20 protein-coding genes are annotated in these 24,348 nt (G+C 57.2%); 6 read left to right on the forward strand and 14 right to left on the reverse strand.

The features are described 5' to 3' along the window. Positions 1-9 precede the first annotated feature (9 nt). Positions 10-2,091 carry a 4-alpha-glucanotransferase gene (gene malQ / locus ACMWL8_RS12285; RefSeq protein ID WP_045259367.1) on the forward strand — a complete coding sequence of 694 codons (2,082 nt, stop codon included), beginning with the start codon at positions 10-12 and terminating at the stop codon, positions 2,089-2,091. Between the two features lie 59 nt (positions 2,092-2,150). Here malQ and gntT read toward each other — a convergent pair whose 3' ends face one another. The 3 genes from gntT to gntX form a co-directional block, all read right to left on the reverse strand. Then, the gene (gene gntT / locus ACMWL8_RS12290; protein ID WP_028014680.1) at positions 2,151-3,467 is read right to left on the reverse strand and encodes a gluconate transporter; all 1,317 of its coding nucleotides are present in this window, start codon (positions 3,465-3,467) and stop codon (positions 2,151-2,153) included. A 306-nt stretch (positions 3,468-3,773) separates the two neighbouring features. Further along, on the reverse strand, positions 3,774-4,349 hold the full coding sequence (nfuA, locus tag ACMWL8_RS12295) for a Fe-S biogenesis protein NfuA (protein WP_003861601.1): 576 nt from the start codon (positions 4,347-4,349) through the stop codon (positions 3,774-3,776). Between the two features lie 61 nt (positions 4,350-4,410). Next, entirely contained in the window at positions 4,411-5,094 is a 684-nt protein-coding gene (gene gntX, locus ACMWL8_RS12300; protein WP_045259366.1) for a DNA utilization protein GntX, read from the reverse strand. 35 nt (positions 5,095-5,129) lie between these two features. Here gntX and bioH point away from each other — a divergent pair, with 35 nt between their 5' ends. Together bioH and ACMWL8_RS12310 are read left to right on the forward strand one after the other, a co-directional pair. Further along, a complete protein-coding gene (gene bioH / locus ACMWL8_RS12305; RefSeq protein ID WP_045259365.1) occupies positions 5,130-5,903 on the forward strand; it encodes a pimeloyl-ACP methyl ester esterase BioH in 774 nt (257 codons plus the stop codon). 111 nt (positions 5,904-6,014) lie between these two features. After that, the gene (locus ACMWL8_RS12310; RefSeq protein WP_045259364.1) at positions 6,015-6,284 is read left to right on the forward strand and encodes a YdgH/BhsA/McbA-like domain containing protein; all 270 of its coding nucleotides are present in this window, start codon (positions 6,015-6,017) and stop codon (positions 6,282-6,284) included. Positions 6,285-6,317: 33 nt separating this feature from the next. Here the strand turns inward: ACMWL8_RS12310 and feoC are convergent, their stop codons facing one another. The 5 genes from feoC to greB form a co-directional block, all read right to left on the reverse strand. Then, complete coding sequence (gene feoC, locus ACMWL8_RS12315; RefSeq protein WP_045259363.1) at positions 6,318-6,554, reverse strand: [Fe-S]-dependent transcriptional repressor FeoC; 237 nt, start codon at positions 6,552-6,554, stop codon at positions 6,318-6,320. A gap of 12 nt (positions 6,555-6,566) precedes the next feature. Beyond that, entirely contained in the window at positions 6,567-8,885 is a 2,319-nt protein-coding gene (feoB, locus tag ACMWL8_RS12320) for a Fe(2+) transporter permease subunit FeoB (protein ID WP_045259362.1), read from the reverse strand. A gap of 30 nt (positions 8,886-8,915) precedes the next feature. Beyond that, positions 8,916-9,143 carry a ferrous iron transporter A gene (gene feoA / locus ACMWL8_RS12325; protein WP_006177893.1) on the reverse strand — a complete coding sequence of 76 codons (228 nt, stop codon included), beginning with the start codon at positions 9,141-9,143 and terminating at the stop codon, positions 8,916-8,918. A 277-nt stretch (positions 9,144-9,420) separates the two neighbouring features. Beyond that, on the reverse strand, positions 9,421-11,751 hold the full coding sequence (locus tag ACMWL8_RS12330; protein WP_045259361.1) for a Tex family protein: 2,331 nt from the start codon (positions 11,749-11,751) through the stop codon (positions 9,421-9,423). An 86-nt stretch (positions 11,752-11,837) separates the two neighbouring features. Then, positions 11,838-12,311 carry a transcription elongation factor GreB gene (greB, locus tag ACMWL8_RS12335; protein WP_014885539.1) on the reverse strand — a complete coding sequence of 158 codons (474 nt, stop codon included), beginning with the start codon at positions 12,309-12,311 and terminating at the stop codon, positions 11,838-11,840. A gap of 228 nt (positions 12,312-12,539) precedes the next feature. Here greB and ompR point away from each other — a divergent pair, with 228 nt between their 5' ends. Both ompR and envZ read left to right on the forward strand, forming a co-directional pair. Then, complete coding sequence (gene ompR, locus ACMWL8_RS12340) at positions 12,540-13,259, forward strand: two-component system response regulator OmpR (RefSeq protein ID WP_001157751.1); 720 nt, start codon at positions 12,540-12,542, stop codon at positions 13,257-13,259. After that, positions 13,256-14,602, forward strand: coding sequence for a two-component system sensor histidine kinase EnvZ (gene envZ, locus ACMWL8_RS12345; RefSeq protein ID WP_045259360.1), 1,347 nt, complete (start codon positions 13,256-13,258; stop codon positions 14,600-14,602). The genes ompR and envZ overlap by 4 nt, the downstream gene beginning before the upstream one ends. Before the next feature lie 66 nt (positions 14,603-14,668). Here envZ and pckA read toward each other — a convergent pair whose 3' ends face one another. The 5 genes from pckA to ACMWL8_RS12370 all read right to left on the reverse strand — a co-directional run bounded on the left by pckA (position 14,669) and on the right by ACMWL8_RS12370 (position 20,832). Further along, positions 14,669-16,288: a phosphoenolpyruvate carboxykinase (ATP) gene (gene pckA, locus ACMWL8_RS12350; RefSeq protein ID WP_045259359.1), complete on the reverse strand. Its 1,620-nt coding sequence runs from the start codon at positions 16,286-16,288 to the stop codon at positions 14,669-14,671. Positions 16,289-16,644: 356 nt separating this feature from the next. Beyond that, positions 16,645-17,529, reverse strand: coding sequence for an Hsp33 family molecular chaperone HslO (hslO, locus tag ACMWL8_RS12355; RefSeq protein WP_161495995.1), 885 nt, complete (start codon positions 17,527-17,529; stop codon positions 16,645-16,647). A gap of 18 nt (positions 17,530-17,547) precedes the next feature. Beyond that, positions 17,548-17,949 carry a ribosome-associated heat shock protein Hsp15 gene (gene hslR, locus ACMWL8_RS12360; protein ID WP_028014669.1) on the reverse strand — a complete coding sequence of 134 codons (402 nt, stop codon included), beginning with the start codon at positions 17,947-17,949 and terminating at the stop codon, positions 17,548-17,550. Next, a complete protein-coding gene (gene yrfG, locus ACMWL8_RS12365) occupies positions 17,946-18,629 on the reverse strand; it encodes a GMP/IMP nucleotidase (RefSeq protein ID WP_045259358.1) in 684 nt (227 codons plus the stop codon). Before yrfG ends, hslR begins: the two co-directional genes overlap by 4 nt. 67 nt (positions 18,630-18,696) lie before the next feature. Then, positions 18,697-20,832, reverse strand: a complete 2,136-nt coding sequence (locus ACMWL8_RS12370) for an intracellular growth attenuator family protein (protein WP_045259357.1) — start codon at positions 20,830-20,832, stop codon at positions 18,697-18,699. A 322-nt stretch (positions 20,833-21,154) separates the two neighbouring features. On the opposite strand from ACMWL8_RS12370, the gene nudE reads away from it, so the two are divergent. Continuing rightward, positions 21,155-21,715 (forward strand): ADP compounds hydrolase NudE, encoded by a 561-nt coding sequence (nudE, locus tag ACMWL8_RS12375; protein ID WP_028014666.1) that lies wholly within the window; start codon positions 21,155-21,157, stop codon positions 21,713-21,715. Between the two features lie 79 nt (positions 21,716-21,794). Here nudE and mrcA read toward each other — a convergent pair whose 3' ends face one another. Beyond that, positions 21,795-24,347, reverse strand: coding sequence for a peptidoglycan glycosyltransferase/peptidoglycan DD-transpeptidase MrcA (gene mrcA / locus ACMWL8_RS12380; protein ID WP_045259356.1), 2,553 nt, complete (start codon positions 24,345-24,347; stop codon positions 21,795-21,797). Position 24,348: the final 1 nt, after the last annotated feature.

Below are 24,348 nucleotides of genomic sequence, written 5' to 3' on the forward strand. Positions count from 1 at the left end.
GGAAGCGCGATGGAGAGTAAACGTCTGGACAGTGCCGCGCAGGCGGCGGGAATTAGCCTCAGTTACATCAATGCGCACGGCAAACCGCAGTCTATTGGTGCGGACACCAAAAGACGTTTGCTGGATGCCATGCACAAAACCGACGCGAACGCGTCGGTTGCTCCGGTGCCAAACGTGAAGGTCTTTACCGCAGGCAAAAAGATGCCGCTGGCGGTGGAGGGGCGCGGCGAGTATAGCTGGCTGCTCACCACCGAAGAGGGGCATCAGCATAAAGGCCACGCCACCGGCGGCAAAACGTTAAACCTTCCGGCAAAGCTGCCGGAGGGCTATCACAGCCTGACGCTCACCCAGGACGAACAGCGTTTTCACTGCCGGGTGATCGTCGCGCCAAAACGCTGCTATGAGCCGCAGGCATTGCTCGAAGGCAAAAAGCTGTGGGGCGCCTGCGTGCAGCTCTATACGCTGCGTTCAGACAGCAACTGGGGCATCGGCGATTTTGGCGATCTGAAAAAGATGCTGGCATCTGTTGGTGAGCGCGGCGGCGCGTTTATCGGCCTCAACCCGATCCACGCGCTCTATCCGGCCAACCCGGAAAGCGCGAGCCCGTACAGCCCGTCTTCCCGACGCTGGCTGAACGTGATTTACATCGACGTTAACGCGTTAGACGATTTCAAAAACAGCAAAGAGGCGCAGGCGTGGTGGAAGCTTGAGACCACCCAGCAGCTGCTGAAGCAGGCCCGCAATGCGGACTGGGTAGATTATGCCTCCGTGACCGCGCTGAAAATGGCGGCTCTGCACCTGGCGTGGAAAGGCTTTGCGAAGCGCGACGACGAGCAGATGGCGGCCTTCCGCCAGTTCGTGATGCAGGAAGGTGAAAGCCTCTACTGGCAGGCGGCATTTGATGCGCTGCACGCGTATCAGGTGAAAGAGGACGAAATGCGCTGGGGCTGGCCGGTCTGGCCGGAAGCGTATCAGACCGTGGATACCCCTGAAGTCAAAGCCTTCTGTAAAAATCATGCCGACGAGGTGGACTTCTACCTGTGGCTGCAGTGGCTGGCGTACAGCCAGTTTGCCGCCTGCTGGCAGGTGAGCCAGGGCTATAAGATGCCGATCGGCCTGTATCGCGATCTGGCCGTGGGCGTGGCGGAAGGCGGCGCGGAAACCTGGTGTGACCGTGAGCTTTACTGCCTGAAAGCGTCCGTCGGCGCGCCGCCGGATATCCTCGGCCCGCTCGGTCAGAACTGGGGCCTGCCGCCGATGGATCCGCACGTGATGGCGGCGCGCGCCTACGAGCCGTTTATCGACCTGCTGCGCGCGAACATGCAGAACTGCGGGGCGCTGCGCATCGACCACGTGATGTCCGTGCTGCGCCTGTGGTGGATCCCGTACGGTGAAACGGCCGATCACGGGGCGTACGTGCAGTATCCGGTTGACGATCTGCTGTCGATCCTGGCGCTGGAGAGTAAACGTCATCAGTGCATGGTGATCGGTGAAGATCTCGGTACCGTACCGGTGGAAATTGTCAGCAAGCTCCGCGACAGCGGGGTTTATTCCTACAAAGTGCTCTATTTTGAAAACGACCATGAGAAAACCTTCCGCGCGCCGAAAGCGTACCCTGAACAGTCAATGGCAGTCGCGACGACGCATGATCTTCCTACGCTCAGAGGCTACTGGGAAAGCGGCGATCTGACCCTCGGCAAAACGCTGGGCCTCTATCCAGATGAAGAGGTTCTGCGCGGACTGTATCAGGACCGCGAGCTGGCGAAGCAGGGGCTGCTGGACGCGCTGCACAAGCATGGCTGTCTGCCGAAGCGTGCCGGACATAAGGCGTCGCTGATGGCAATGACCCCAACGCTCAACCGTGGCCTGCAGCGCTATATTGCCGACAGCAACAGCGCTTTGCTCGGCCTGCAGCCGGAAGACTGGATTGATATGGCGGAGCCGGTGAACGTTCCGGGCACCAGCTATCAGTACAAGAACTGGCGCCGCAAGCTGTCCACAACGCTTGAGACGATGTTTACCGATGACGGGGTGAACAGGCTGATTAAAGATTTGGATAAGCGCAGAAAGGCGGTGGGTAAGAAGTCGTAATTTGCCCCTCACCCTAGCCCTCTCCCCAAAGGGGAGAGGGAACCGATCGAGCAGGAGAGTCAGAGAGCCATATTCAACAGCAGACACCCTACCAGGCCGCAGACCGAAATAATGGTTTCCAGCATTGACCAGGACTTGATGGTCTCACCGATGGTCAGGTTGAAGTACTCCTTGAACAGCCAGAAGCCCGGATCGTTTACGTGAGAGAAAATCACGCTGCCGGAGCCTACCGCAATAACCATCAGCTCAGGGCTGACGCCCGTGGTGGCAATCAGCGGCGCAACGATACCGCCCGCTGTAATCGCCGCAACGGTTGCAGAACCCAGCGCGATACGCAGCACGGCAGCAATAGACCACGCCATCAGGATTGGAGAGATATTGGTTTCATGCATCATGGAAGCGATGTATTTGTCCACGCCGCTGTCGACCAGCACCTGCTTGAACGCACCGCCACCGCCGATAATCAGCAGCATCATGGCAATGATTTTGATGGACGAGGTCAGCGTGTCGTTGATCTGATCCATGGAGCGGCCACGGTTCAGGCCGAAGGTGAACATCGCAATCAATACCGCAATCAGCGTTGCCATCACCGGGTCGCCGAGGAACTCGGCAACGGCCAGGAAAGCGTGGCCTTTCGGCAGGATCATCTCCGCCACGGCGCGCATTGCCATCAGGATCACCGGTACCAGCGAGGTCCAGACGCTGACGCCAAAGCCTGGCATCTCTTCTTCAGTGAAGGTTTTGGCGCTGTACAGACCTTCCGGAATAGGCTTATCAATGCCTTTCAGGAAGCGGGCATACACCGGGCCTGCCAGAATTACGGTCGGGATCGCCAGAATCGTACCGAACAGCAGGGTTTTACCCATATCGGCGTGGAAGATGGTGGCGATGGCGGTTGGACCCGGGTGCGGCGGCAGGAAGCCGTGGGTCACGGACAGCGCAGCAGCCATTGGCACACCCACGAACAGCAGCGGGATGTTGGCCGCGGCGGCGATGGTGAACACCAGCGGCAGCATCAGCACGAAGCCCACTTCATAGAACAGCGCGAAACCGACGGTAAAACCGGTTAACACCACCGCCCACTGGATGTTCTTCTTGCCAAACTTTTCGATAAGCGTGGTGGCAATACGCTGCGCGCCCCCGCAGTCCGCCAGCATTTTACCGAGCATGGCGCCGAAGCCCATGATCAGCGCCAGGCTGCCGAGCGTGCCGCCGACACCGGCTTTGATAGAGCTGATAACTTTAACCAGCGGCATCCCCTGCATCAGACCGACTGCAAGTGCCACCAGAACCAGAGCGATAAATCCGTTCATTTTGAAGCGGATCATCAAGAGCAGTAATAACACAACACCGATAGCAACGATGACTAATGGCATGATTTACCTGGCCTTTGAATTGTTATGGGTAACGTCATTGTTTCAACGACAAATTCCGGTTGTCCCAACTGGGAACAGAGTGGTTAACGGCACTCATACTGATGCCTGTGAAACAGTTAAGTTTAGTCGGCTGTTATAAGGGTGTTGAGTGCCCACGAGAATGATACGGGTAACATATCGTGGTTGAGAATCACCCGGTGAGGCAAAATTTGAATTATGAGACGCAGGTCAACATATAGAGGGGGAAGGCAAGGGAGTCAGGCCCGGTAAGCGCAGCGCCACCGGGCAATACAGACGGGTACTGAATTAGTAGTAAGAGTGCTCGCCGCGCTGGTGCTCTGTCAGGTCGCGCACGCCTTTCAGTTCCGGGAATTCGTTCAGCAGCTGCTTCTCGATCCCTTCTTTCAGGGTCACGTCGACCATGGAGCAACCGTTACAGCCGCCGCCGAACTGCAGGATCGCCAGGCCGTCTTCCGTGATTTCCATCAGGGAAACGCGACCACCGTGGCCGGCCAGTTGTGGGTTGATCTGGGACTGCAGCAGATACTCAACGCGCTCCATCAGCGGCGCATCGTCAGAGACTTTACGCATTTTGGCGTTTGGCGCTTTCAGGGTCAGCTGAGAACCCAGCTGGTCGGTGACAAAGTCGATTTCCGCATCTTCAAGATACGGCGCGCTCAGTTCATCGACGTAAGCGGTGAGCTGTTCAAATTTAAGGGCAGTGTCAGTTGCTTCCACAGCGTCCGGAGGACAATAAGAGACACCACATTCTGCATTCGGAGTGCCTGGATTGATCACAAACACGCGGATCTGCGTCCCTTCTTCCTGATTTGCCAGCAGTTTGGCAAAGTGCGCTTGTGCAGAATCGGAAATACGGATCATAGCTTTGGCCTAATAGTTGACTAAATTACCTGGGTATAATCATACGCCCATTGAAGAAGGGCTACAAGGTACGGCACAGACACCATACCTGAACCGACGCGGCGCCGCTTTGCAAAAGCAGTCGGGAAAGTTCAGCAACGGTACTGCCTGTGGTGACGACGTCATCCACGATGGCGATATGGAGGCCGTGGACCGGCAATTCAAGGCGAAAGGCGTTTTTCAGGTTCCTTTTGCGAAGCCGGGCGTTGAGCTGATGCTGGATGGCGGTGGCATGAACGCGGGTAAGCGCGCTGGCATCGTAGCGACAACCCAGCCACCGGGCGAGCGGGCGGCAGAGCAGGTCGCTTTGATTATATCCGCGCCGCCAGTGCCGGCGTCGGTATAAGGGGACATTCACCACCATGTCGATTTTCGGCAAAGCGCGGGTTCGTCGCGCCTGTAAAACGGCCAGCAAAAGCAGGCGGGCAAGGGGCTGCGCCAGCGAACTCTGGCCGGAAAACTTCAGGGCGTGAATAAGCCCGCTCAGCGGCGGAACATAATCATCCACGGCCACCAGCGCGCTCCACGGCGGGGATTTTTTCAGGCAGCGGCCGCAGGGCAAATCGCGGTTCGCCGCCGGTAAACCACATTGCGGGCAGGTTGTGATACGCCTTTCCAGCGAACGCGTGCAGACGGAACAGACGCCCCACGCGCTGAGGGCAAGCGGCATTTTGCATAGCCAGCACAAGCCAGGCACTGTTAGCATGTGCAACCTCCATGTGAAAAAGAGAACAGTAACTGATGAATACGCTGTGGTGGCAGACCGTAGGGACAGGAAATTGCCATCTTGTGCTGCTGCACGGATGGGGCCTGAATGCGGAAGTGTGGCATTGCATAAGCGAGGAACTTGCCTCGCAATTTACATTACATCTGGTTGATCTGCCGGGCTATGGTCGCAGCCGTGGCTTTGGCGCGATGTCGCTTGATGAAATGGCGCAGCACGTTGTAGACGCCGCGCCGCAAAATGCCATCTGGCTGGGCTGGAGTCTGGGCGGGCTGGTGGCAAGCCAGATTGCGCTCTCCTGGCCCGAGCGCGTTAGGGCGCTGGTCACCGTGGCCTCGTCGCCATGCTTTAGCGCACAAGAGGCGTGGCCCGGCATCAAACCTGACGTTCTGGCGGGCTTCCAGCAGCAGCTGAGCGACGATTTCCAGCGGACCGTCGAGCGATTCCTCGCCTTGCAGACGATGGGCACCGAAACCGCGCGTCAGGATGCCAGAGCGTTAAAGCAGGTGGTGCTCTCCCTGCCGATGCCGGACGTCGAGGTGCTTAACGGCGGTCTGGAGATCCTGAAAACGGCCGATCTGCGCGAGCCGCTGGCCGGGCTGAGCATGCCGCACCTGCGCATCTATGGCTATCTCGACGGGCTGGTGCCGCGCAAAGTGATCCCACTTCTGGATTCCCTCTGGCCGGACAGCGAATCACATGTCATAGCAAAAGCCGCGCATGCGCCGTTTATCTCTCATCCGACGGAATTTTGTTCAGCGTTGGTTGCGTTAAGTCAACGTTTAGACTGATTATTTTCTATCCTGCCTGGAAAAAGTTACACACCGCAACCATACTCCAGATGTCGTTGCGGTTGTTCTGCCTACGATAATCAAAACAACAATCCTATGGAGAGTCAGGCTATGAAACTTGTTACGGGTATTGTCACTTCTCTGGTTATTGGGTCATTGTCATTTGGCGCCTTTGCGGCAAAAGAGCTGGAAAAAGATAAGGTTGCCGGGATGAATCTGACGAAAATTGGTGAGATTTCTACGTCTGACACCACTGCGCCGATGGACGCGAAACGTGAGCTGTCTAAGAAAGCGGATGAGCTTGGCGGCACTTACTACGTGATTACCAGCGCTGAGAAATATACCAAAAACGTACGCGCTACTGCGGACGTCTATAAGTAATACGATAAAGCCGGGCACCAATGCCCGGCTTTATTAGCGCAGTGCCCACCACTCCCTGAGACAGGCCTTTCCTTCCGGACAGCTTTTACAACTGCCGGAGAGGCAACCCTCTGCTTCTTCCTGAATCCGCACGGCTTTACCCATGGCTTCCAGGCGCTCCAGCATGGCATCGATCATCGGCTGCGGGGTATGCAGGCTAAGGCTGAGCTGTTTTGCCTCCATGCGTCCCTGCAATGCCAGTAAGTTACGAACCTGAATCAACGATGCCATCTGTTTTTTCCCTTAGTGACAGTCGCCAGCCGGGCTGTTGCAGCAGGTGGCCGGGGTTTTACGCGTCGCCAGCAGGTTGATATCAACGCGGCTTCGCGCCCGGCGCAGCAGGCCAATCACAATCACGTTAAACAGGATGACCGCCAGGATGCAGACCAGGCTGTAGCGCGGGTGCTGGCTGAAGTTAACGGTCTGGTAAAACAGCGTCGCCAGCGAGTAGGCGATATTCAGCCCCCACAGAATGGAGAAGCCCATCCAGCCGCGGCTGGACTCACGGGCAATCGCCCCCATCACCGAGATGCACGGAATATAGAGCAGAACGAAGATGAGATAGCTGTAGGCCGCTGACGCGCTGCCAAACTTCTCGCCCATCACGCCCATGGCACCGGTCGCCATTTCGCCATCGCCTTTGCTGGCCTCAATCGGGTTAGCCAGCACGCTCAGGCTGAAGGTGTCTTTCAGGCTCTGCCAGGTCTCCTCTACGGCACCCAGCAGTTCGTCACCGAGGTGAAACTCCGCCGGGTTAAATTCCTGCTCTTGAATGTTCTCTGCGGTGTAGAGCGTGTTCAGGGTCCCGACGACCACCTCTTTCGCCATTGCACCGGTAAACAGGCCCACGGTCGCCTGCCAGTTATCCTCCTGTACGCCAATCGGTTTGAAGACCGGCGTGATGACGCGGCTGACGGTGGCGAGGGCAGAGTCGTTGATGTTATCTGCCGCCTGACCGGTGAGGGTGAAGCTGTTCAGCGCGCTCAGGAAAATACTGACAATAACAATCACCTTACCGGCGCGCAGCACAAAGCCTTTCAGGCGCTGCCAGGTCTGGATCGCCAGGCTTTTCAGATGGGGAACGTGGTACACCGGCAGCTCCATCACGAACGGTGACGCTTCACCACGCATGATGGTGTGTTTCAGCATTAAGCCGGTCAGGATCGCCATCACGATGCCCAGCACGTACAGCGAGAAGACCGCCAGCGCGCCCTGCTGGCCAAAAAAGGCTGCCGCGAAGACCGCAAAGATCGCCAGTCGGGCACCGCAGGACATAAACGGCGCCATCATAATGGTCATCAGGCGTTCACGCGGTGCATCCAGGGTGCGCGCGCCCATTACCGACGGCACGTTACAGCCGAAGCCGACGATCAGCGGGACGAAGGACTTGCCCGGCAGGCCCAGCGCCTGCATCAGGCGGTCCATCACGAAGGCGGCGCGCGCCATGTAGCCGGAATCTTCGAGGAACGAGAGGAACAGATACATCATGCCGATCTGCGGTACCAGCGGCAGAACGGTGTTGATACCGCCGCCAATCCCCTGGGCAAGGAAGATGGTCAGCCATTCCGGGAAGTGCAGGGTGTAACCTACCCACTGAATACCGTGTACGAAGACCGCGACAGAACCGGCGTCAAAAATCGGCTGCAGCGCGCCACCGATGTTAATCGCGAGCAGGAACATCACGTACATCACCAGCAGGAAGATGGGTAAGCCGAGGAAGCGGTTGAGCACAATCTTATCCACCGCCGCCGTGAAGCGGCTGGGCTCTGCGGTAAGGGCGTTGCTGACCACGTCGCAAATTGACGCAATGGCCTGATAACGCGCATCGGCGATGTGCAGCGCCGGATCGTCCAGCTCGTCGCTGAGACGGGCGAGGGCCACGTCCAGTTTATCCGCCGCATGTCCGGCATAGGCGCGGCTGTAGATATCCCCTTCCAGCATCTGCAGGCCGAGCCACAGGCGCTGTTTTGCAGGCATGCTGTTGTCCATTTCCTGCGCCAGCCGTTCGGCTTCGCGCAGCAGCGGCTGGGCGTAGTGCACCAGCTCAACGTCGCGGTTTCCCGCGTGGCGGTCAATCGCCAGCTTAAGGGCGTCGATACCGCGAGCGCGGGTCGAGACCAGCGGAACCACCGGACAGCCCAGGCGCGCGGAGAGCGCATCGACGTCGATGCGCAGCTTTTGTTTTTCCGCAATGTCGAGCATGTTGAGCGCCACGATGCAGGGGATCCCCAGCTCCAGCAGCTGTAGCGTCAGGTAAAGGTTTCGCTCGAGGTTCGAAGCGTCGACCACGTTGATCAGCAGATCCGCGTCGCCGCCTAGAATGTAGTGGCAGGCAATTTGCTCATCGAGCGAAGTCTGGGATGAAATCGTGGTTAAGGAGTAGGTGCCGGGAAGGTCAACCAGGGTGACCTGATTGTCCGTTGTCGTGAACTGGCCTTCTTTACGTTCAACCGTTACGCCTGCCCAATTTCCCACGCGCTGGCGCGCGCCGGTTAACTGATTAAATAAGGTTGTCTTGCCGGAATTAGGATTGCCAATTAAGCCAATAGTTAATTTTTTCATTGTATTAGACCCACCGAAACCGCTGGCTTGTTAACGGGATAAAGATTCAACTTCAATTAATGCGAGGTCTTTTTTGCGCAGAACCAGATTTACGCGCCGGGTTTCGATATGAACTGGATCGCCCAACGGCGCCACACGCACGACCTGGAATGATGAGCCGGGCAGCATGCCAAGTGACAGCAGCTTCTGCCGATAGGCCGGGCTAATTTCGCGGGTAAAACCGGTAATTTTCCATGCACTGTCTGGAGTGAATTGCATAATGCCTGATTCCACGAGAGGTTAAATAATCTACACTGCGATGATAATGAGAATAGTTTTTATCAGCAATAATAAAAATGTGACGGGATGTTGTTAATCGTATTAATTTGCGGTCTGATTGACCTTGCTCAATATTTGCAGAATTACCCGGGAAGGAATAAAAAGCGTATTTGTTAATGGAGTGATAAATAGCGGTTTAAATATGGGTGTGCAATCGGTTTCATATATTTCGAGAGGATTTTATTCCCCTCTCCCTTTTGGGGAGAGGGGGGTTACCTTAGCGTTTCTTACCCATCGCCGCCGCCAGCGCGTCCATCATCGCGCTGTTGCCCGCAGGCTGCGCGTCACGCCCGCGCGGTTTTGTGGCTTTCGTGGCCGGACGCTGCTGCTCGCGGCCTCCGCCGTTGCCGCCACGGCGCGCGCTGGTGTCGCCCGGCTGCTCATCCAGACGCATGGTCAGGGCGATACGCTTGCGCTGCAGATCCACCTCCAGCACTTTCACCTTCACGATGTCGCCCGCTTTGACCACGGTGTGCGGGTCTTCAACGAACTTGTCGGCAAGGGAAGAGATATGCACCAGACCGTCCTGGTGCACGCCGATATCCACAAACGCGCCGAAGTTGGTGACGTTGGTCACCGCACCTTCCAGCACCATGCCCGGCAGGAGATCGTTCATGGTCTCGATGCCGTCAGCAAAGGTCGCCGTTTTGAACTCAGGACGCGGATCGCGGCCCGGTTTTTCCAGCTCTTTGATAATGTCGGTAACGGTTGGTACACCAAATTTTTCGTCGGTGAAATCAACGGCTTTCAGGTTGCGCAGAGCGCTGCTGTCGCCCATGAGATCCTTCAGCGCCTGCTGGGTGGCGGCCAGGATGCGTTCCACCACTGGATACGCTTCCGGGTGAACGGTAGAGGCATCCAGCGGGTTATCGCCGTGGTTGATGCGCAGGAAGCCCGCGCACTGCTCAAACGCTTTCGGCCCAAGACGGCTCACTTTCAGCAGCTGCTGACGGTTCTGGAACTGGCCATTCTCATCGCGCCAGGCGACGATGTTCTGCGCCATCATGCGGGTTAACCCCGCCACGCGGGTCAGCAGGGGAACGGAGGCGGTGTTCAGGTCCACGCCGACGGCGTTTACGCAGTCTTCCACGACCGCGTCCAGCTTGCGCGCCAGCTGCGTCTGGCTCACGTCGTGCTGATACTGGCCCACGCCGATGGATTTCGGATCGATCTTCACCAGCTCCGCCAGCGGATCCTGCAGACGACGGGCGATGGAGACCGCGCCGCGCAGGGAAACGTCCAGGTCAGGGAATTCCTGCGCCGCCAGCTCAGAGGCGGAATAGACCGATGCGCCCGCTTCGCTGACGATCACTTTCTGTGCCGTCACTTTCGGGAACTGCTTCTGCACGTCGAGGTAGAAACGCTCGGTTTCGCGTGATGCGGTGCCGTTACCGATGGCAACCAGCTCCACGTTGTACTTCTCGCACAGCGCCGCCACCACGACGGCGGCTTTCGCTGCCTGGCCGGTGTGCGGGTAAATGGTATCGGTGGCGACCAGCTTGCCGGTGCCGTCAACGACCGCCACCTTCACGCCGGTACGCAGGCCCGGATCGAGCCCCATGGTGGCGCGCAGGCCCGCAGGAGCGGCCATCAGCAGGTCGTGCAGGTTACGGGCGAAGACGTTGATCGCTTCATCTTCGGCACGCTCGCGCACGGTGCCCATCAGCTCGGTTTCCAGGTGCATCAGCACCTTGATGCGCCAGGTCCAGCTCACCACGCCTTTGCGCCAGCTGTCCGCCGGGGCGTTGTTCAGGCGCAGGCCGAGATGGTCGATGATAATCTGCTCGCAGTGGCTCTCTTTCGGCGGCTCGTCAAACTGCGGGTCGGCGTTCAGGGAGAGCTGGAGCACGCCTTCGTTGCGGCCGCGGAACATTGCCAGCGCGCGGTGGGAAGGGGTGGTCGAAATTGGTTCGTGGTGATCGAAGTAGTCGCGGAACTTCGCGCCTTCTTCCTCTTTACCCGCGACGACGGTAGAGACGATATGGGCGTTCTTCCACAGATAATCACGCACTTTGGCCAGCAGGGCGGCGTCTTCCGCGAAGCGCTCCATCAGAATGTAGCGCGCGCCGTCGAGGGCGGCCTTGGTGTCCGCTACGCCTTTGTCGGCGTCGATGAATTTCGCCGCTTCGGTTTCCGGGTCGTGAGACGGCTCGTTCCACAGCAGGTCGGCCAGCGGCTCAAGACCCGCTTCAATCGCAATCTGCCCGCGGGTACGGCGCTTCGGTTTGTACGGGAGATAGAGGTCTTCGAGTTCGGTTTTGCTCAGGGTGCCATTGATGGCGCTTTCCAGCTCGCTGGTCAGCTTGCCCTGTTCGCCGATGGATTTGAGGATCGCCTGACGACGTTCTTCCAGCTCGCGCAGATAGCCCAGACGGGTCTCCAGGTTACGCAGCTGCGTGTCATCCAGACCGCCTGTGACTTCCTTACGATAACGTGCAATAAACGGCACGGTGTTCCCTTCATCAAGCAGGCGAACGGCAGCTTCTACCTGTTCGGCTCTGGCCTGAAGTTCACCCGCAATAATGCGGCAGAGCGAATCTTTCATCATGGCTTTATCATCTTGTGGGTCAAAAATCAGGGGATAGTTATACGGGCTGACACGGCAAAATGCCAGCCGGGGAGGGCGCTCTCGGACTATTTTACGTAGACGATCTCATTGACGTACCAACTGGCTTCACCGGCTGGGGTCTGCACGACGGCTAAATCGCCCACTTCCTTTTTCAGCAGCGCGCGGGCCATAGGGGAGTCGATAGAAATGTAATCTTTACGACCAAAAATTTCATCGTAACCGACGATGCGAAAACGCAGGGTGTCACCATCGTCGTTTTCAATCTCCACCCACGCGCCGAAGAACACTTTGCCCTCCTGCTGCGGGGAGTAATCGACGATTTTTAGATTCTCAAGACACTTCGTCAGATAGCGTACCCGGCGGTCAATTTCGCGCAGCCGCTTCTTGTTGTACTGATAATCAGCATTTTCGCTGCGATCGCCCAGGCTTGCCGCCCAGGTCACCTTTTTGGTTACTTCAGGACGCTCTTCGCGCCACAGGTAATCCATCTCTTTTTTGAGCTTTTCGTACCCTTCGCGGGTGATCAGGGGCGTTTTCATGGTGCTGCCTTTGCTGCCGGTTCTCTGTTTTGCGCACAATACGTACCACACAGTGTAACAGACAGGATTAATAATGATTTATGTGATGAAATGAACAGATAAGCTGCTGTTAAATATGCTTTGTAACAATTTCGACTAGAATTTATACCAGAATTAACTGGTCGAATACGTGCACTTTTTTAGAATACGCTGTTACAAAGACTATCCGAACCTTTGGGAGTACACACAATGCAAGAAAACTACAAAATTCTGGTCGTGGATGACGACATGCGCCTGCGCGCGCTGCTTGAGCGTTATCTGACCGAGCAGGGCTTCCAGGTTCGTAGCGTCGCGAACGCTGAGCAGATGGACCGTCTGCTGACCCGCGAATCTTTCCATCTGATGGTTCTCGACCTGATGCTGCCGGGTGAAGACGGGCTTTCTATCTGCCGCCGTCTGCGCAGCCAGAGCAACCCGATGCCGATCATCATGGTGACGGCGAAGGGCGAAGAAGTTGACCGTATCGTGGGCCTCGAAATCGGCGCCGACGACTACATTCCAAAACCGTTTAACCCGCGCGAGCTGCTGGCGCGTATTCGTGCCGTGCTGCGCCGTCAGGCGAACGAACTGCCGGGCGCGCCGTCCCAGGAAGAAGCCGTCATTGCCTTCGGCAAGTTCAAGCTGAACCTCGGCACGCGCGAGATGTTCCGTGAAGATGAGCCAATGCCGCTCACCAGCGGCGAGTTTGCCGTACTGAAAGCGCTGGTCAGCCACCCGCGCGAGCCGCTTTCCCGCGACAAGCTGATGAACCTGGCGCGCGGTCGCGAATACTCCGCAATGGAACGCTCCATCGACGTGCAGATCTCCCGCCTGCGCCGCATGGTGGAAGAAGATCCGGCGCATCCTCGTTATATTCAGACCGTATGGGGTCTGGGCTACGTGTTCGTTCCGGACGGCTCTAAAGCATGAGGCGAATGCGCTTCTCGCCGCGAAGCTCGTTTGCCCGCACCCTCTTACTGATCGTCACCCTGCTGTTCGTCAGCCTGGTGACGACCTACCTGGTGGTGCTGAACTTTGCGATTCTGCCGAGCCTCCAGCAGTTTAATAAGGTTCTGGCCTACGAAGTGCGTATGCTGATGACCGATAAACTGCAGCTGGAGGACGGCACGCAGCTGGTTGTTCCCCCGGCATTTCGCCGTGAAATCTACCGTGAACTGGGCATTTCGCTTTACTCCAATGAAGCGGCGGAAGATGCTGGCCTGCGCTGGGCGCAGCACTATGAATTCCTCAGCCAGCAGATGGCGCAGCAGCTGGGTGGCCCAACGGAAGTGCGCGTTGAGGTCAACAAAAGCTCGCCCGTCGTCTGGCTGAAAACCTGGCTGTCACCCAACATCTGGGTACGCGTTCCGCTGACTGAAATCCATCAGGGCGATTTCTCGCCGCTGTTCCGCTACACCCTTGCCATTATGCTGCTGGCGATAGGCGGCGCGTGGCTGTTTATCCGTATCCAGAACCGACCGCTGGTCGACCTGGAGCACGCGGCGCTCCAGGTCGGTAAAGGCATTATTCCTCCTCCACTGCGCGAATATGGTGCCTCTGAAGTGCGTTCAGTAACGCGCGCGTTTAACCACATGGCGGCAGGCGTTAAGCAGCTGGCGGATGACCGTACGCTGCTGATGGCCGGCGTCAGTCATGACCTGCGCACCCCGCTAACGCGTATTCGTCTGGCGACGGAGATGATGGGTGAAGAGGACGGTTATCTCGCCGAGTCTATTAACAAGGACATCGAAGAGTGTAACGCCATTATCGAGCAGTTCATCGACTACCTGCGCACCGGTCAGGAGATGCCGATGGAAATGGCCGATCTGAACGCGGTGCTGGGCGAAGTGGTGGCCGCAGAAAGTGGCTATGAGCGTGAAATTGATACTGACCTTCAGGACGGTGAAATTCAGGTTCGTATGCACCCGCTTTCCATTAAGCGTGCGGTGGCCAATATGGTGGTTAACGCGGCGCGCTACGGTAACGGCTGGATTAAGGTTAGCAGCGGGTCTGAACTCAACCGCGCCTGGTTCCAGGTGGAAGACGACGGCCCGGGCATTAAGCCCGAGCAGCGTAAGCATCTGTTCCAGCCGTTTGTGCGCGGCGACAGCGCGCGCAGCACCAGCGGTACGGGCTTAGGCCTGGCGATTGTGCAGCGTATTGTGGATAACCATAACGGGTTGCTGGAGATTGGTACCAGCGAGCGGGGCGGGTTGAGCATTCGCGCCTGGTTGCCGGTTCCGGTGACGCGAGGGCAGGTGAAAGAGAGTTGAAAAAAGGGTGGCACGAGCCACCCTTTTTTGCAGGTCGGGTAAGGCGAAGCCGCCACCCGACATGGACTACAGCTTCGGACCCGCGCTCACCAGCGCTTCACCTGCCGGGGTATCGGTGTACTTCTCGAAGTTCTCGATAAACAGCTTCGCCAGCGATTCCGCCTTCTCGCGCCACTGTTCCGGCGATCCGTAGGTATTGCGCGGGTCGAGGATACGCGTGTCCACACCCGGCAGTTCCGTCGGAATGGCCAGATCGAACATCGGCAACGTGAAGGTTTCGGCGTTATCCAGAGAACCATCCAGAATGGCGTCGATAATGGCGCGGGTATCTTTGATGGAGATACGCTTGCCGGTACCGTTCCAGCCGGTATTCACCAGGTAGGCCTGCGCGCCGGATGCCTGCATGCGTTTCACCAGCACCTCAGCGTATTGCGTCGGGTGCAGCGACAGGAATGCCGCGCCGAAGCAGGCGGAGAAGGTTGGGGTTGGCTCCGTGACGCCACGCTCGGTACCCGCCAGCTTGGCGGTAAAGCCAGAGAGGAAGTGGTACTGCGTCTGGCTGGCGGTCAGGCGGGAAACCGGTGGCAGCACGCCGAACGCATCCGCCGTCAGGAAAATCACCTTCGTGGCATGGCCCGCTTTTGACACCGGCTTCACGATGTTGTCGATGTGGTAGATCGGGTAAGAGACGCGGGTGTTTTCGGTTTTTGACGCATCGTCGAAGTCGATAGAGCCGTCGGCACGCACGGTGACGTTTTCCAGCAGCGCGTCGCGGCGGATCGCGTGGAAGATATCCGGCTCGGCCTCTTCAGACAGGCGAATGGTCTTCGCGTAGCAACCGCCTTCGAAGTTAAACACCCCGTCATCGTCCCAGCCGTGTTCGTCATCGCCGATCAGACGACGTTTTGGATCGGTAGACAGGGTGGTTTTGCCGGTGCCGGACAGCCCGAAGAACACCGCGACGTCGCCTTTCTCGCCGACGTTCGCCGAGCAGTGCATAGAGGCAATACCGCGCAGCGGCAGCAGGTAGTTCATGACCGAGAACATCCCTTTCTTCATTTCGCCGCCATACCAGGTACCGCCGATCAGCTGAATACGTTCGGTCAGGTTGAAGGCAATGAAGTTTTCGGAGTTCAGACCCTGCTCTTTCCACTGTGGGTTAGTGCATTTCGCACCGTTCATCACGATGAAGTCAGGTGTGAAGTCCTGCAGCTCTTCGTCGGTCGGACGAATAAACATATTCTTAACGAAATGCGCCTGCCAGGCCACTTCGGTAATGAAACGCACGGAAAGGCGGGTGTCGGCGTTAGCGCCGCAGAAAGCGTCGACAATGAACAGACGCTTGCCGGAAAGTTGATGGGTGACGAGCCCTTTCAGATGCTGCCAGGTTTCCGGGGAGAGCGGTTTGTTGTCGTTCTTCCCTTTGCCCTTGTCAGCCCACCACAGCGTATCGCGGGTAGTTTCGTCTCGGACGATATACTTATCTTTCGGCGAACGACCGGTAAAGATACCGGTATCGACGGCGATAGCACCAAGGTTCGTCAACACACCGCGCTCGTATCCTTCCAGTGCTGGATTGAGCTCTTCCTGATACAGCGTATCGTAATCGGGGTTGTAGACCACTTCCTGGACGTCGTGAATACCATAAGCCTTGAGATCTTGCGGGGTTAAACCAGTAACACGCATATCACTGCTCCTTAGCCAATATGTACTGCCTGAAATTGTAGGGTTTTTCTGGGGATGTTAACCGCGACGGGGCTCATAGATTTGTGCATCTGGATAAAACCCTTACTAACGGAAAACGCTGCGACTCCAGTCACAGTGCAGGCGGATTATCGCAGGAATCGCTTTTTGGTTGGGGAAAATGTTCCGAAAAGGTTAAGAGGTGGTGATTTTATCGGAAAGAATGTGAATGTAATCGCATACATGTAAGAAAATTACGTAAGAGTTACACAGGGAAAACGATTCAGCTTTTGGGAGATTTTTGCCCCTCACCCTAACCCTCTCCGCAAAGGGAAAAGGGCAGGGTGAGGGGTAGCGTATTAATGAACCTGCGGATCTGCCGGAGAGGCATTATTGCGGATTTCAGCGATATCCATTGAATTGAACACGTAGTGCGTACCGCAGTAGTCACAGTGCATATCAATTTCGCCGTCTTCAGCCATGATGCTGTCGATCTCTTCATCCGGCAGAGTTTTCAGTGCGCCAGCGCAGCGCTCGCGCGAGCAGGTACACTTAAACTCCACGGACTGCGGATCGTACACGGTCACTTCTTCTTCGTGGTACAGACGCCACAGCACGTCAGTCGCCGACAGGTTGAACAGTTCTTCCGCCTTGATGGTTTCGGTCAGCGTCGCCAGATGCTCAAAGTCATTGGTCTGCGCGTCCTGCGCTGGCAGAACCTGCAGCAGCATGCCGCCCGCAGCAGGTTGGCCGTCCACTTCACCGGTACGGATGAACAGACGCGTCGGCAGCTGTTCGGAGCGCATGAAGTAATCTTCCAGGCAGGCTGCCAGGGTATCGCCTTCCAGACCGACCACGCCCTGATAGCGTTCACCTTCCTCCGGGGAGATGGTGATCACCAGGTAGCCATTGCCCACCAGCGTTTTGAGATCCGCATTTTCAGGAACGTCGCCCTGAACGCGCGCTACGCCGCGCATCTGCTGCTGGTTATTGCCGTTGATCACCGCCAGCGTCATCGGGCCGTCACCCTGCAGCTGCACGGTGATATCACCGGCAAACTTCAGCGTTGCGGTCAGCAGGCTGGTGGCAACCAGCAGTTCGCCCAACAGGGTCTTCACCGGCAGCGGGTAGTTGTGGTTTTCCAGAATCTGTTTCCAGGTTTCGGATACGGTGACCAGCTCGCCGCGCACGGCGAATTGTTCAAACAGATAGCGGTGTAATTGGTCGTGTTGGGCCATTTTCATCTCTCGTGCGGGTGAGGGTTACTCGCTCTCACCGTGTTTAAATTTCATCAGATCGCGGCGCTCTTTTTTATCCGGTCGCCGGTCCGGGTGGGGCATGGTCAGCGCATTCATTTTGCGCGCCAGCGCGGTCTTCTCGCGCTTTTCAACGCTTTCAGCCGTCTCTTCGTAAAGCAGTACGGCTTCCGATGCGGGCCGCCGCTGTTCGGTAATGGCTTTAATCACTACCGTACGTTCGTCGTTGCCCTGGCGCAGCGTTAAGGTGGCGTTCAGCTCAACCAGCTTGCTCGGCTTGCTGCGCTGGCCGTTGTAATGCACTTTACCGCCGTCAACCATTTCACGGGCAAGGGCGCGCGTTTTATAAAAACGGGCTGCCCACAGCCATTTATCCAGTCTTACCCCATCTGAGGGCTTTTCTTTCATGGCGTCTCCTTCACGGTCAGTGAGGGGATCATCTGGCGGTAGTCGTTCAGTCCCGGATGGCGCAGATAGCTTTTTTCAGCCAGGCCAGAGTCAGGATTAGTGACGCCCAGACAGTAGCGAATGCCAAACGTTGCCGCAGAATCCAGAATAGGCTCGCTGTCGTCAATGAACAGCGTGCGCTCCGGCTGCAGGCCGGTCTCTTCCTTCACCGCATGCCACAACCGCTGATCCTCTTTCGGATAACCAAATGTGTGGGTGGAAAGTAATAAATCAAGGTGCGACGCCAGTCCCGTATGCTCCAGCTTCACGGCCAGGTTATGTGGATGCGCGTTAGTCAGCAAAATACGGCGCTTGCCGCTTGCTTTCAGCGCGTCCAGGAACGGAACCGTATCTTCGCGCAGCACGGCGCGTGGTCCCTGGGTAGTGGTCATGGCACAAATATCCAAACCGAGGCGCTCGCTCCAGTAGTCCAGACAGTACCAGTTTAGCGTATGTTGCACCGCGCTATATTGCGAACGAATGAACGCCTGCGCTTCTGCCGGGGAGATACCCTGCTGCTCACCATAGGTTTCCGGCACCAGCTTTTGCCAGAAATAGTTATCAAAGGCGAGATCGAGCAACGTGCCGTCCATATCCAGCAGAACGGTGTCGACCTGCTGCCAGTCGATATCAAGATGCATAGGGGGGAACTCCAGCCAGAAGAAACGTGCGCGACAGGGTAGCACATCTTGTCGCGCAACGACGTTATCAGATCACGCTCTCAGAGGAGGGGATCAGCTTAGGATTGAGGCAATTCTCATAATATTGTTGGATCTCAGCCAGACGCGTGCGGGAGCGCTGGTAGCGGCGCAGGGCCATAAAACCGTTCCAGAAAATGGCGATCAGCATGGCGATCATCAGCAGAGAGGTGCCAATGTAACGCCACAATCCTGCGCTGTCCGGCATCCGGTGCAGGCCGATATGGCGCGTGCCGTTGGCGTCGGTGTAGATGCTTGTGACAATCCCTTCGGCACTGAACGGCGTTTGCATCAGCATCTGCGCCAGACGCTGGAACTGGCTCCACTGCTCCTGGGCCGGGTAGTCATAAAGCGCTACCTGCGGGTAAGGCTGATCGACCAGGTCGCTGCCTTCATCGCTGGCAATCACAAAGCCGCCTGGTGCCGGACTGTTGAGCGCCTGAGCCGCCCGGGTGGTTTCGCGCATCATAAACGGCGATGTCGAGGTGGCGACCAGGTTATCAAGCGATTCCGCGCTGACCGGACGCAGCAGCACGTTGACGCCATCCAGTCGTCCCGCCTCGGCGCGTTTCACCAGCGAGTCCCAGTCTTTACTGTTCCCGAGGTTAACCAGCGCGTTCTTGAGGCGTATGCACTCATCCTGCGATGAGCACAAGTCCTGGGTTTTCAGGACAATGTCGCCAAAATCATCCAGCAGAATCATGCCTGATTTCTGAATGGCGGAACGCAGCGCGGGGCTGACGCGTGAATCATCGTCCGGTTTCGGGTGCAGCTGGCGGTTGACCGTCTGGGTCAGCGCCGTGGCTTTATTCACCACTTCGGATTCTGGTAGCGGCAGCGGCGGGGCGTCGTTCCAGATAATTTGCGAACAGTCGAACGGCGTGAACGGTGAATTCTGGCGCGTGTTCCACGCCCCCGGAGTATGGATATTACACATTCCGGTGCCTTTCAGGCGCAGCGTATCGCCCACCCGTACACCCGCTTCATCGAGCTGGTTGACGCTGGTCGCCTCGATGGTCTGCGCGCCTTTGATCCACGACAGGGTAAATTTGATGGGCATATCCAGCGGCACGAAAAGCAGCAGCATGATAAACACCAGCCCGGCGCCGGCGGCGATGACCGTGCTGCGGAGCCAGTGCTGAAGCGGGAAATTTTTTACTTCATCATGCAGGGATAAGAAGCGCCCCTGTCGCACAACGTGGCGGTCAAGATAGATATCAATATCGGTTTTCTGCCCTAAATCCTGCGCAATCCACGGTTGCCAGTGGCGCGGGTAGATCAGGTCAATAATCCCGAGTGAGATATTGTTGAGATGCTCCTGATCGTTCTCACCGAACAGGCCCCAGCGCTTTGGCGTGCCGCGCAGGCAGTGGATCTCCCGCAGCGAGGTTTTGGCCGGCGGGGCAAAGAGCCCCCACAGCCCGGCCGCAAGAAGCAACACCGCGCCACCCGCCAGCCATGGGACAAAGACGTCCGGCGTCAGCAGGCAGACAAAAAAGAGCAGGAAAGCGGCAACGATCAGGATGGCTTCACGAATACCGTCCGGACGGCTCAGGGCGTACTCTTCATGCGTCTCCTGACGAATATTCAGCAGTTCAATCTGCTCGGTCTCTTCACCACGAATAGAGGCCTGCGTTGAACTCGCGCGTTCCAGCGCAAAGCGCGGGGCTTCGTGAAGATAGTCATTCAGGGTATGGCCGTTGAGCGAGATTACCAGCGGCAGCGAATCGGTGTGAATCAGCTCAACGCTGTTTTCGTCGTTAATGTACTGCTCCCAGGACGGAGGAAGATGCACCTCAACCGAATCCAGGTAGTAGCGCCACTTGTTGGGGTCGTCAGTCGTAATGCCGTAGCGCGTGATGGAGCGCGTCACGCAGAGCACGGTGTCACTTTGCGCGTTAAGCTTAAGCGCGACAGGTGCAGTCGTGGCTCCCGTCGGCCCAGGCGTTAACTGAGAACGGTTCAGCGTTTCGAGATAGTTTTCAACTGCATCGCGCTCGTCTTGCGTGAGTTTACGCGTTGTCGCACCCGCGAAGGCATTTAAAAAGGGCAGCCGGTAACGGCGCTGTATGCGTCGCCTGTACAGCCACCCTGCAATCAATGCGCTGACCAGCATAGCAGCGAGAACAATCAAAATGGTGCTCATGCTTTCCCCATCTTACTTATCTTACAGGTGTAGTCAGTAGCACCTTTACATTGAATGAGAGTCTGTGGCTGGCTATCGGCAAGTATGGAGTCGAACTTGAGCATTCTAAAGCGCATCCCAGTGACCGGTGATGATAGCAAAGCCTGTCATGGCGCGATATCAGCAAATTCCTGGAAACATTTCAACCTCTTGACATTTGTTTTGAATTGAGGATTGATCCCTGCTGCGTTGCATAAATGTAAATAAAGAACAATTGACATTGCCGAAACCGTGCGGCATATCGCACAATAACGCCAGTTCACACTGCTAAGACCCCATCAAGATGAGCAAACCACTACAAAAACCCACCATTCTGCACGTTGAAACTGTCGCCAAATCGCGCCTGTTTAACGTCGAGAGTGTGGATCTGGAGTTCAGCAACGGTGTGCGTCGTGTTTATGAGCGTATGCGCCCCTCTTCGCGCGAAGCGGTGATGATTGTCCCTATCGTCGACGATCATCTGATTTTGATCCGCGAATACGCCGTGGGGACGGAATCTTACGAGCTTGGGTTCTCGAAAGGGCTCATCGATCCGGGTGAAACGGTCTTTGAAGCAGCAAACCGCGAGCTGAAAGAAGAGGTGGGTTTTGGCGCGAACGAACTGTCGTTCCTGAAAAAGCTGAGCATGGCGCCGTCCTATTTTTCCAGCAAAATGAACATTGTGGTGGCTGAAGATCTCTATCCTGAATCGCTGGAGGGAGATGAGCCAGAGCCGCTGCCGCAGGTTCGCTGGCCGCTGGCGCATCTGATGGATCTGCTTGAAGACCCTGACTTTAACGAGGCTCGCAACGTGAGCGCGCTATTCCTGGTTCGCGAGTGGCTGAAGGGGCAAGGGCGGCTGTAGGCCATAAAAAAGCCGGGTGGCGGCTTCGCCTTACCCGGCCTGCAATTCTTTGCCCGGTTTTTACCGGGCATTTTTATGCTTAAAACAGCTCGTGCGTCTCGCCGTTATCAATTATCTCTGTACCCACCTCATGCACCGCCTGTGTGGTTGGCTGCGTACCTTCGATGAAATACTCGGCACGGCTATTACCGCCGTTAGCGAGCTGGCCGGTGCTGCGGTCAATATTGACCGTCACCACGCCCGGTGGCGGCGTCAGCGGCTGCTCCGGCACGCCTTCAAGAACGGATTTCATGTAGGCATCCCAGGCCGGCTGCGCGCTTTTGGCACCGCCTTCGTAGCCGGAAATCTGATCTTTAATCGCGCCGGATGCCGTGGTACGGCCTAAATCACGGCGATGATCGTCGAAACCGATCCAGACTGACGTCACCACGCCCGGCCCATAGCCGGAGAACCACGCATCCTTCGAGCTGTTAGTTGTCCCGGTTTTACCGCCGATATCATGGCGCTGCAGATCGCGCCCTGCTCGCCAGCCGGTACCCTGCCAGCCGGGTTCACCGAAGATGTTGGTGTTCAGCGCGCTCTTGATCAGGAACGCCAGCGGCGTGTTGATCACGTGCGGTGCGTACTCCTGCGCGCCGATTTGCGCCACCAGCGACTGGTTAGCCTGCTCCAGCTGCGGCTGCGGCAAGACGATATTTGGCTGCTCCTGAGAAACGGCAGGGTCTTCCATGTCCTTATTTTCGAGCACCTCGGATTTCGGCGTATTGCCGTAAATGACCGGAATATCACATTCAGGGCAGGCAATTTTCGGCTTTGCTTCAAACAGCACGCCGCCCTGGTCGTTCTCGATTTTGCTGATGAAGTACGGGTCAACCAGGAAGCCGCCGTTGGCCATCACCGAGTATCCGCGGGCGACCTGAAGCGGCGTAAAGGAGGCTGAGCCCAGCGCCAGCGACTCGGTGCGAACGATGTTCTGCGCCGGGAAGCCGAAGCGCTGCAGGTACTCTGCCGCATAGTCGACGCCCATCGCGCGCATGGCACGCACCATCACCACGTTTTTCGACTGCCCCAGACCCTGGCGAAGACGAATAGGACCGGCATACTCCGCAGGAGAGTTCTTCGGCTGCCAGTCGGAACCGGCACCGGCATCCCAGCGGGAGATCGGCACGTCGTTAAGGATGCTGGCAAGGGTCAGTCCCTTATCCATCGCAGCCGTGTAGAGGAACGGCTTGATGTTGGAACCCACCTGACGCAGCGCCTGGGTGGCGCGGTTAAATTTGCTCTGATTGAAATCGAACCCGCCGACCAGCGCCATTACCGCCCCGTTCTGTGGGTTGATGGAGACCAGAGCCGAGTTCACATCCGGTACCTGCGCCAGCCACCAGGCATCGCCTGACTTGCGCACCCAAATCTGCTGCCCGGCCTGTACCACGTCGGTCACCTTGCGCGGCGTTGGCCCCTGCAGGGTGTCCGAACGGTATGGACGCGCCCAGCGAATACCGTCCATGCGCAGGGAGACGGACGTGCCGTCCGCCAGCGTCGCAACGGCTTCCTGAGGATCGGCCTGCGTCACTACGGCTGGAAGGAGCGGACCATAGGTTGGGAGCGCTTTCAGCGTGCTGGTGATTTTTTTGCTGTCCCATGCGCTTCCGCCCACTTTCCAGAGCACGTTCGACGGTCCGCGATAGCCGTGACGCATATCGTAATCCATCACGTTATTGCGCACCGCGTCCTGAGCCGCCTGCTGCACTTTACGGGTAACGGTGGTGTACACGCGATAGCCATCTTCATAGGCCTTGTCGCCATAACGACTCACCATCTCCTGGCGCACCATTTCGGTCAAATAAGGGGCAGAGAAGGCGATCTCAGGGGCGTGATAATTGGCGTCAATGACGTCGTTACGCGCCTGGTCGTACTCGCTCTGGCTGATATAGCCTTCGCTCAGCATACGTGACAGGACGACATTACGACGTGAGGTAGCGCGATCGAGCGAGTAAAGCGGGTTAAACGTGGACGGCGCTTTTGGCAGACCGGCAATGGTTGCCATTTCGCTTAGGGTGAGCTGTTCAACAGGCTTACCGAAGTACACCTGCGCGGCTGCCCCCACGCCATAGGCACGGTAGCCCAGATAGATTTTATTGAGGTACAGCTCAAGGATCTCGTCCTTGTTCAGCAGTTGCTCAATACGGATCGCCAGGAACACCTCTTTGATCTTACGCGTCAGCGTCTTTTCAGGGCTGAGGAAGAAGTTACGCGCCAGCTGTTGCGTAATGGTGCTCGCCCCCTGGGAGGCGTGACCGGAGAACAACGCAATGCTTGCAGCACGGAAAATCCCGACCGGATCGACACCGTGGTGCTCGTAGAAACGGCTGTCCTCCGTGGCGATAAAAGCTTTCACCATCACGGGGGGAATTTGGTTTAAGGTCAGCGGGATACGACGCTTCTCGCCATACTGCGCCATCAGCTCGCCATCGGCGCTATAGACCTGCATTGGGATCTGGAGACGCACATCGCGGAGCGTGGCGACATCAGGTAGCTGTGGCTCAATATATTTGTACAAACCGTAAATCGAGCCTGCTCCCAGCAGAATGCAACAGACTGCAAGGATGAATAAATACTTTACGAACTTCACC

Source organism: Enterobacter sp. 04-C-12-SI-ECC (assembly GCF_047530715.1).
In the GTDB taxonomy this organism is placed as follows: Bacteria; Pseudomonadota; Gammaproteobacteria; order Enterobacterales; family Enterobacteriaceae; genus Enterobacter; species Enterobacter bugandensis.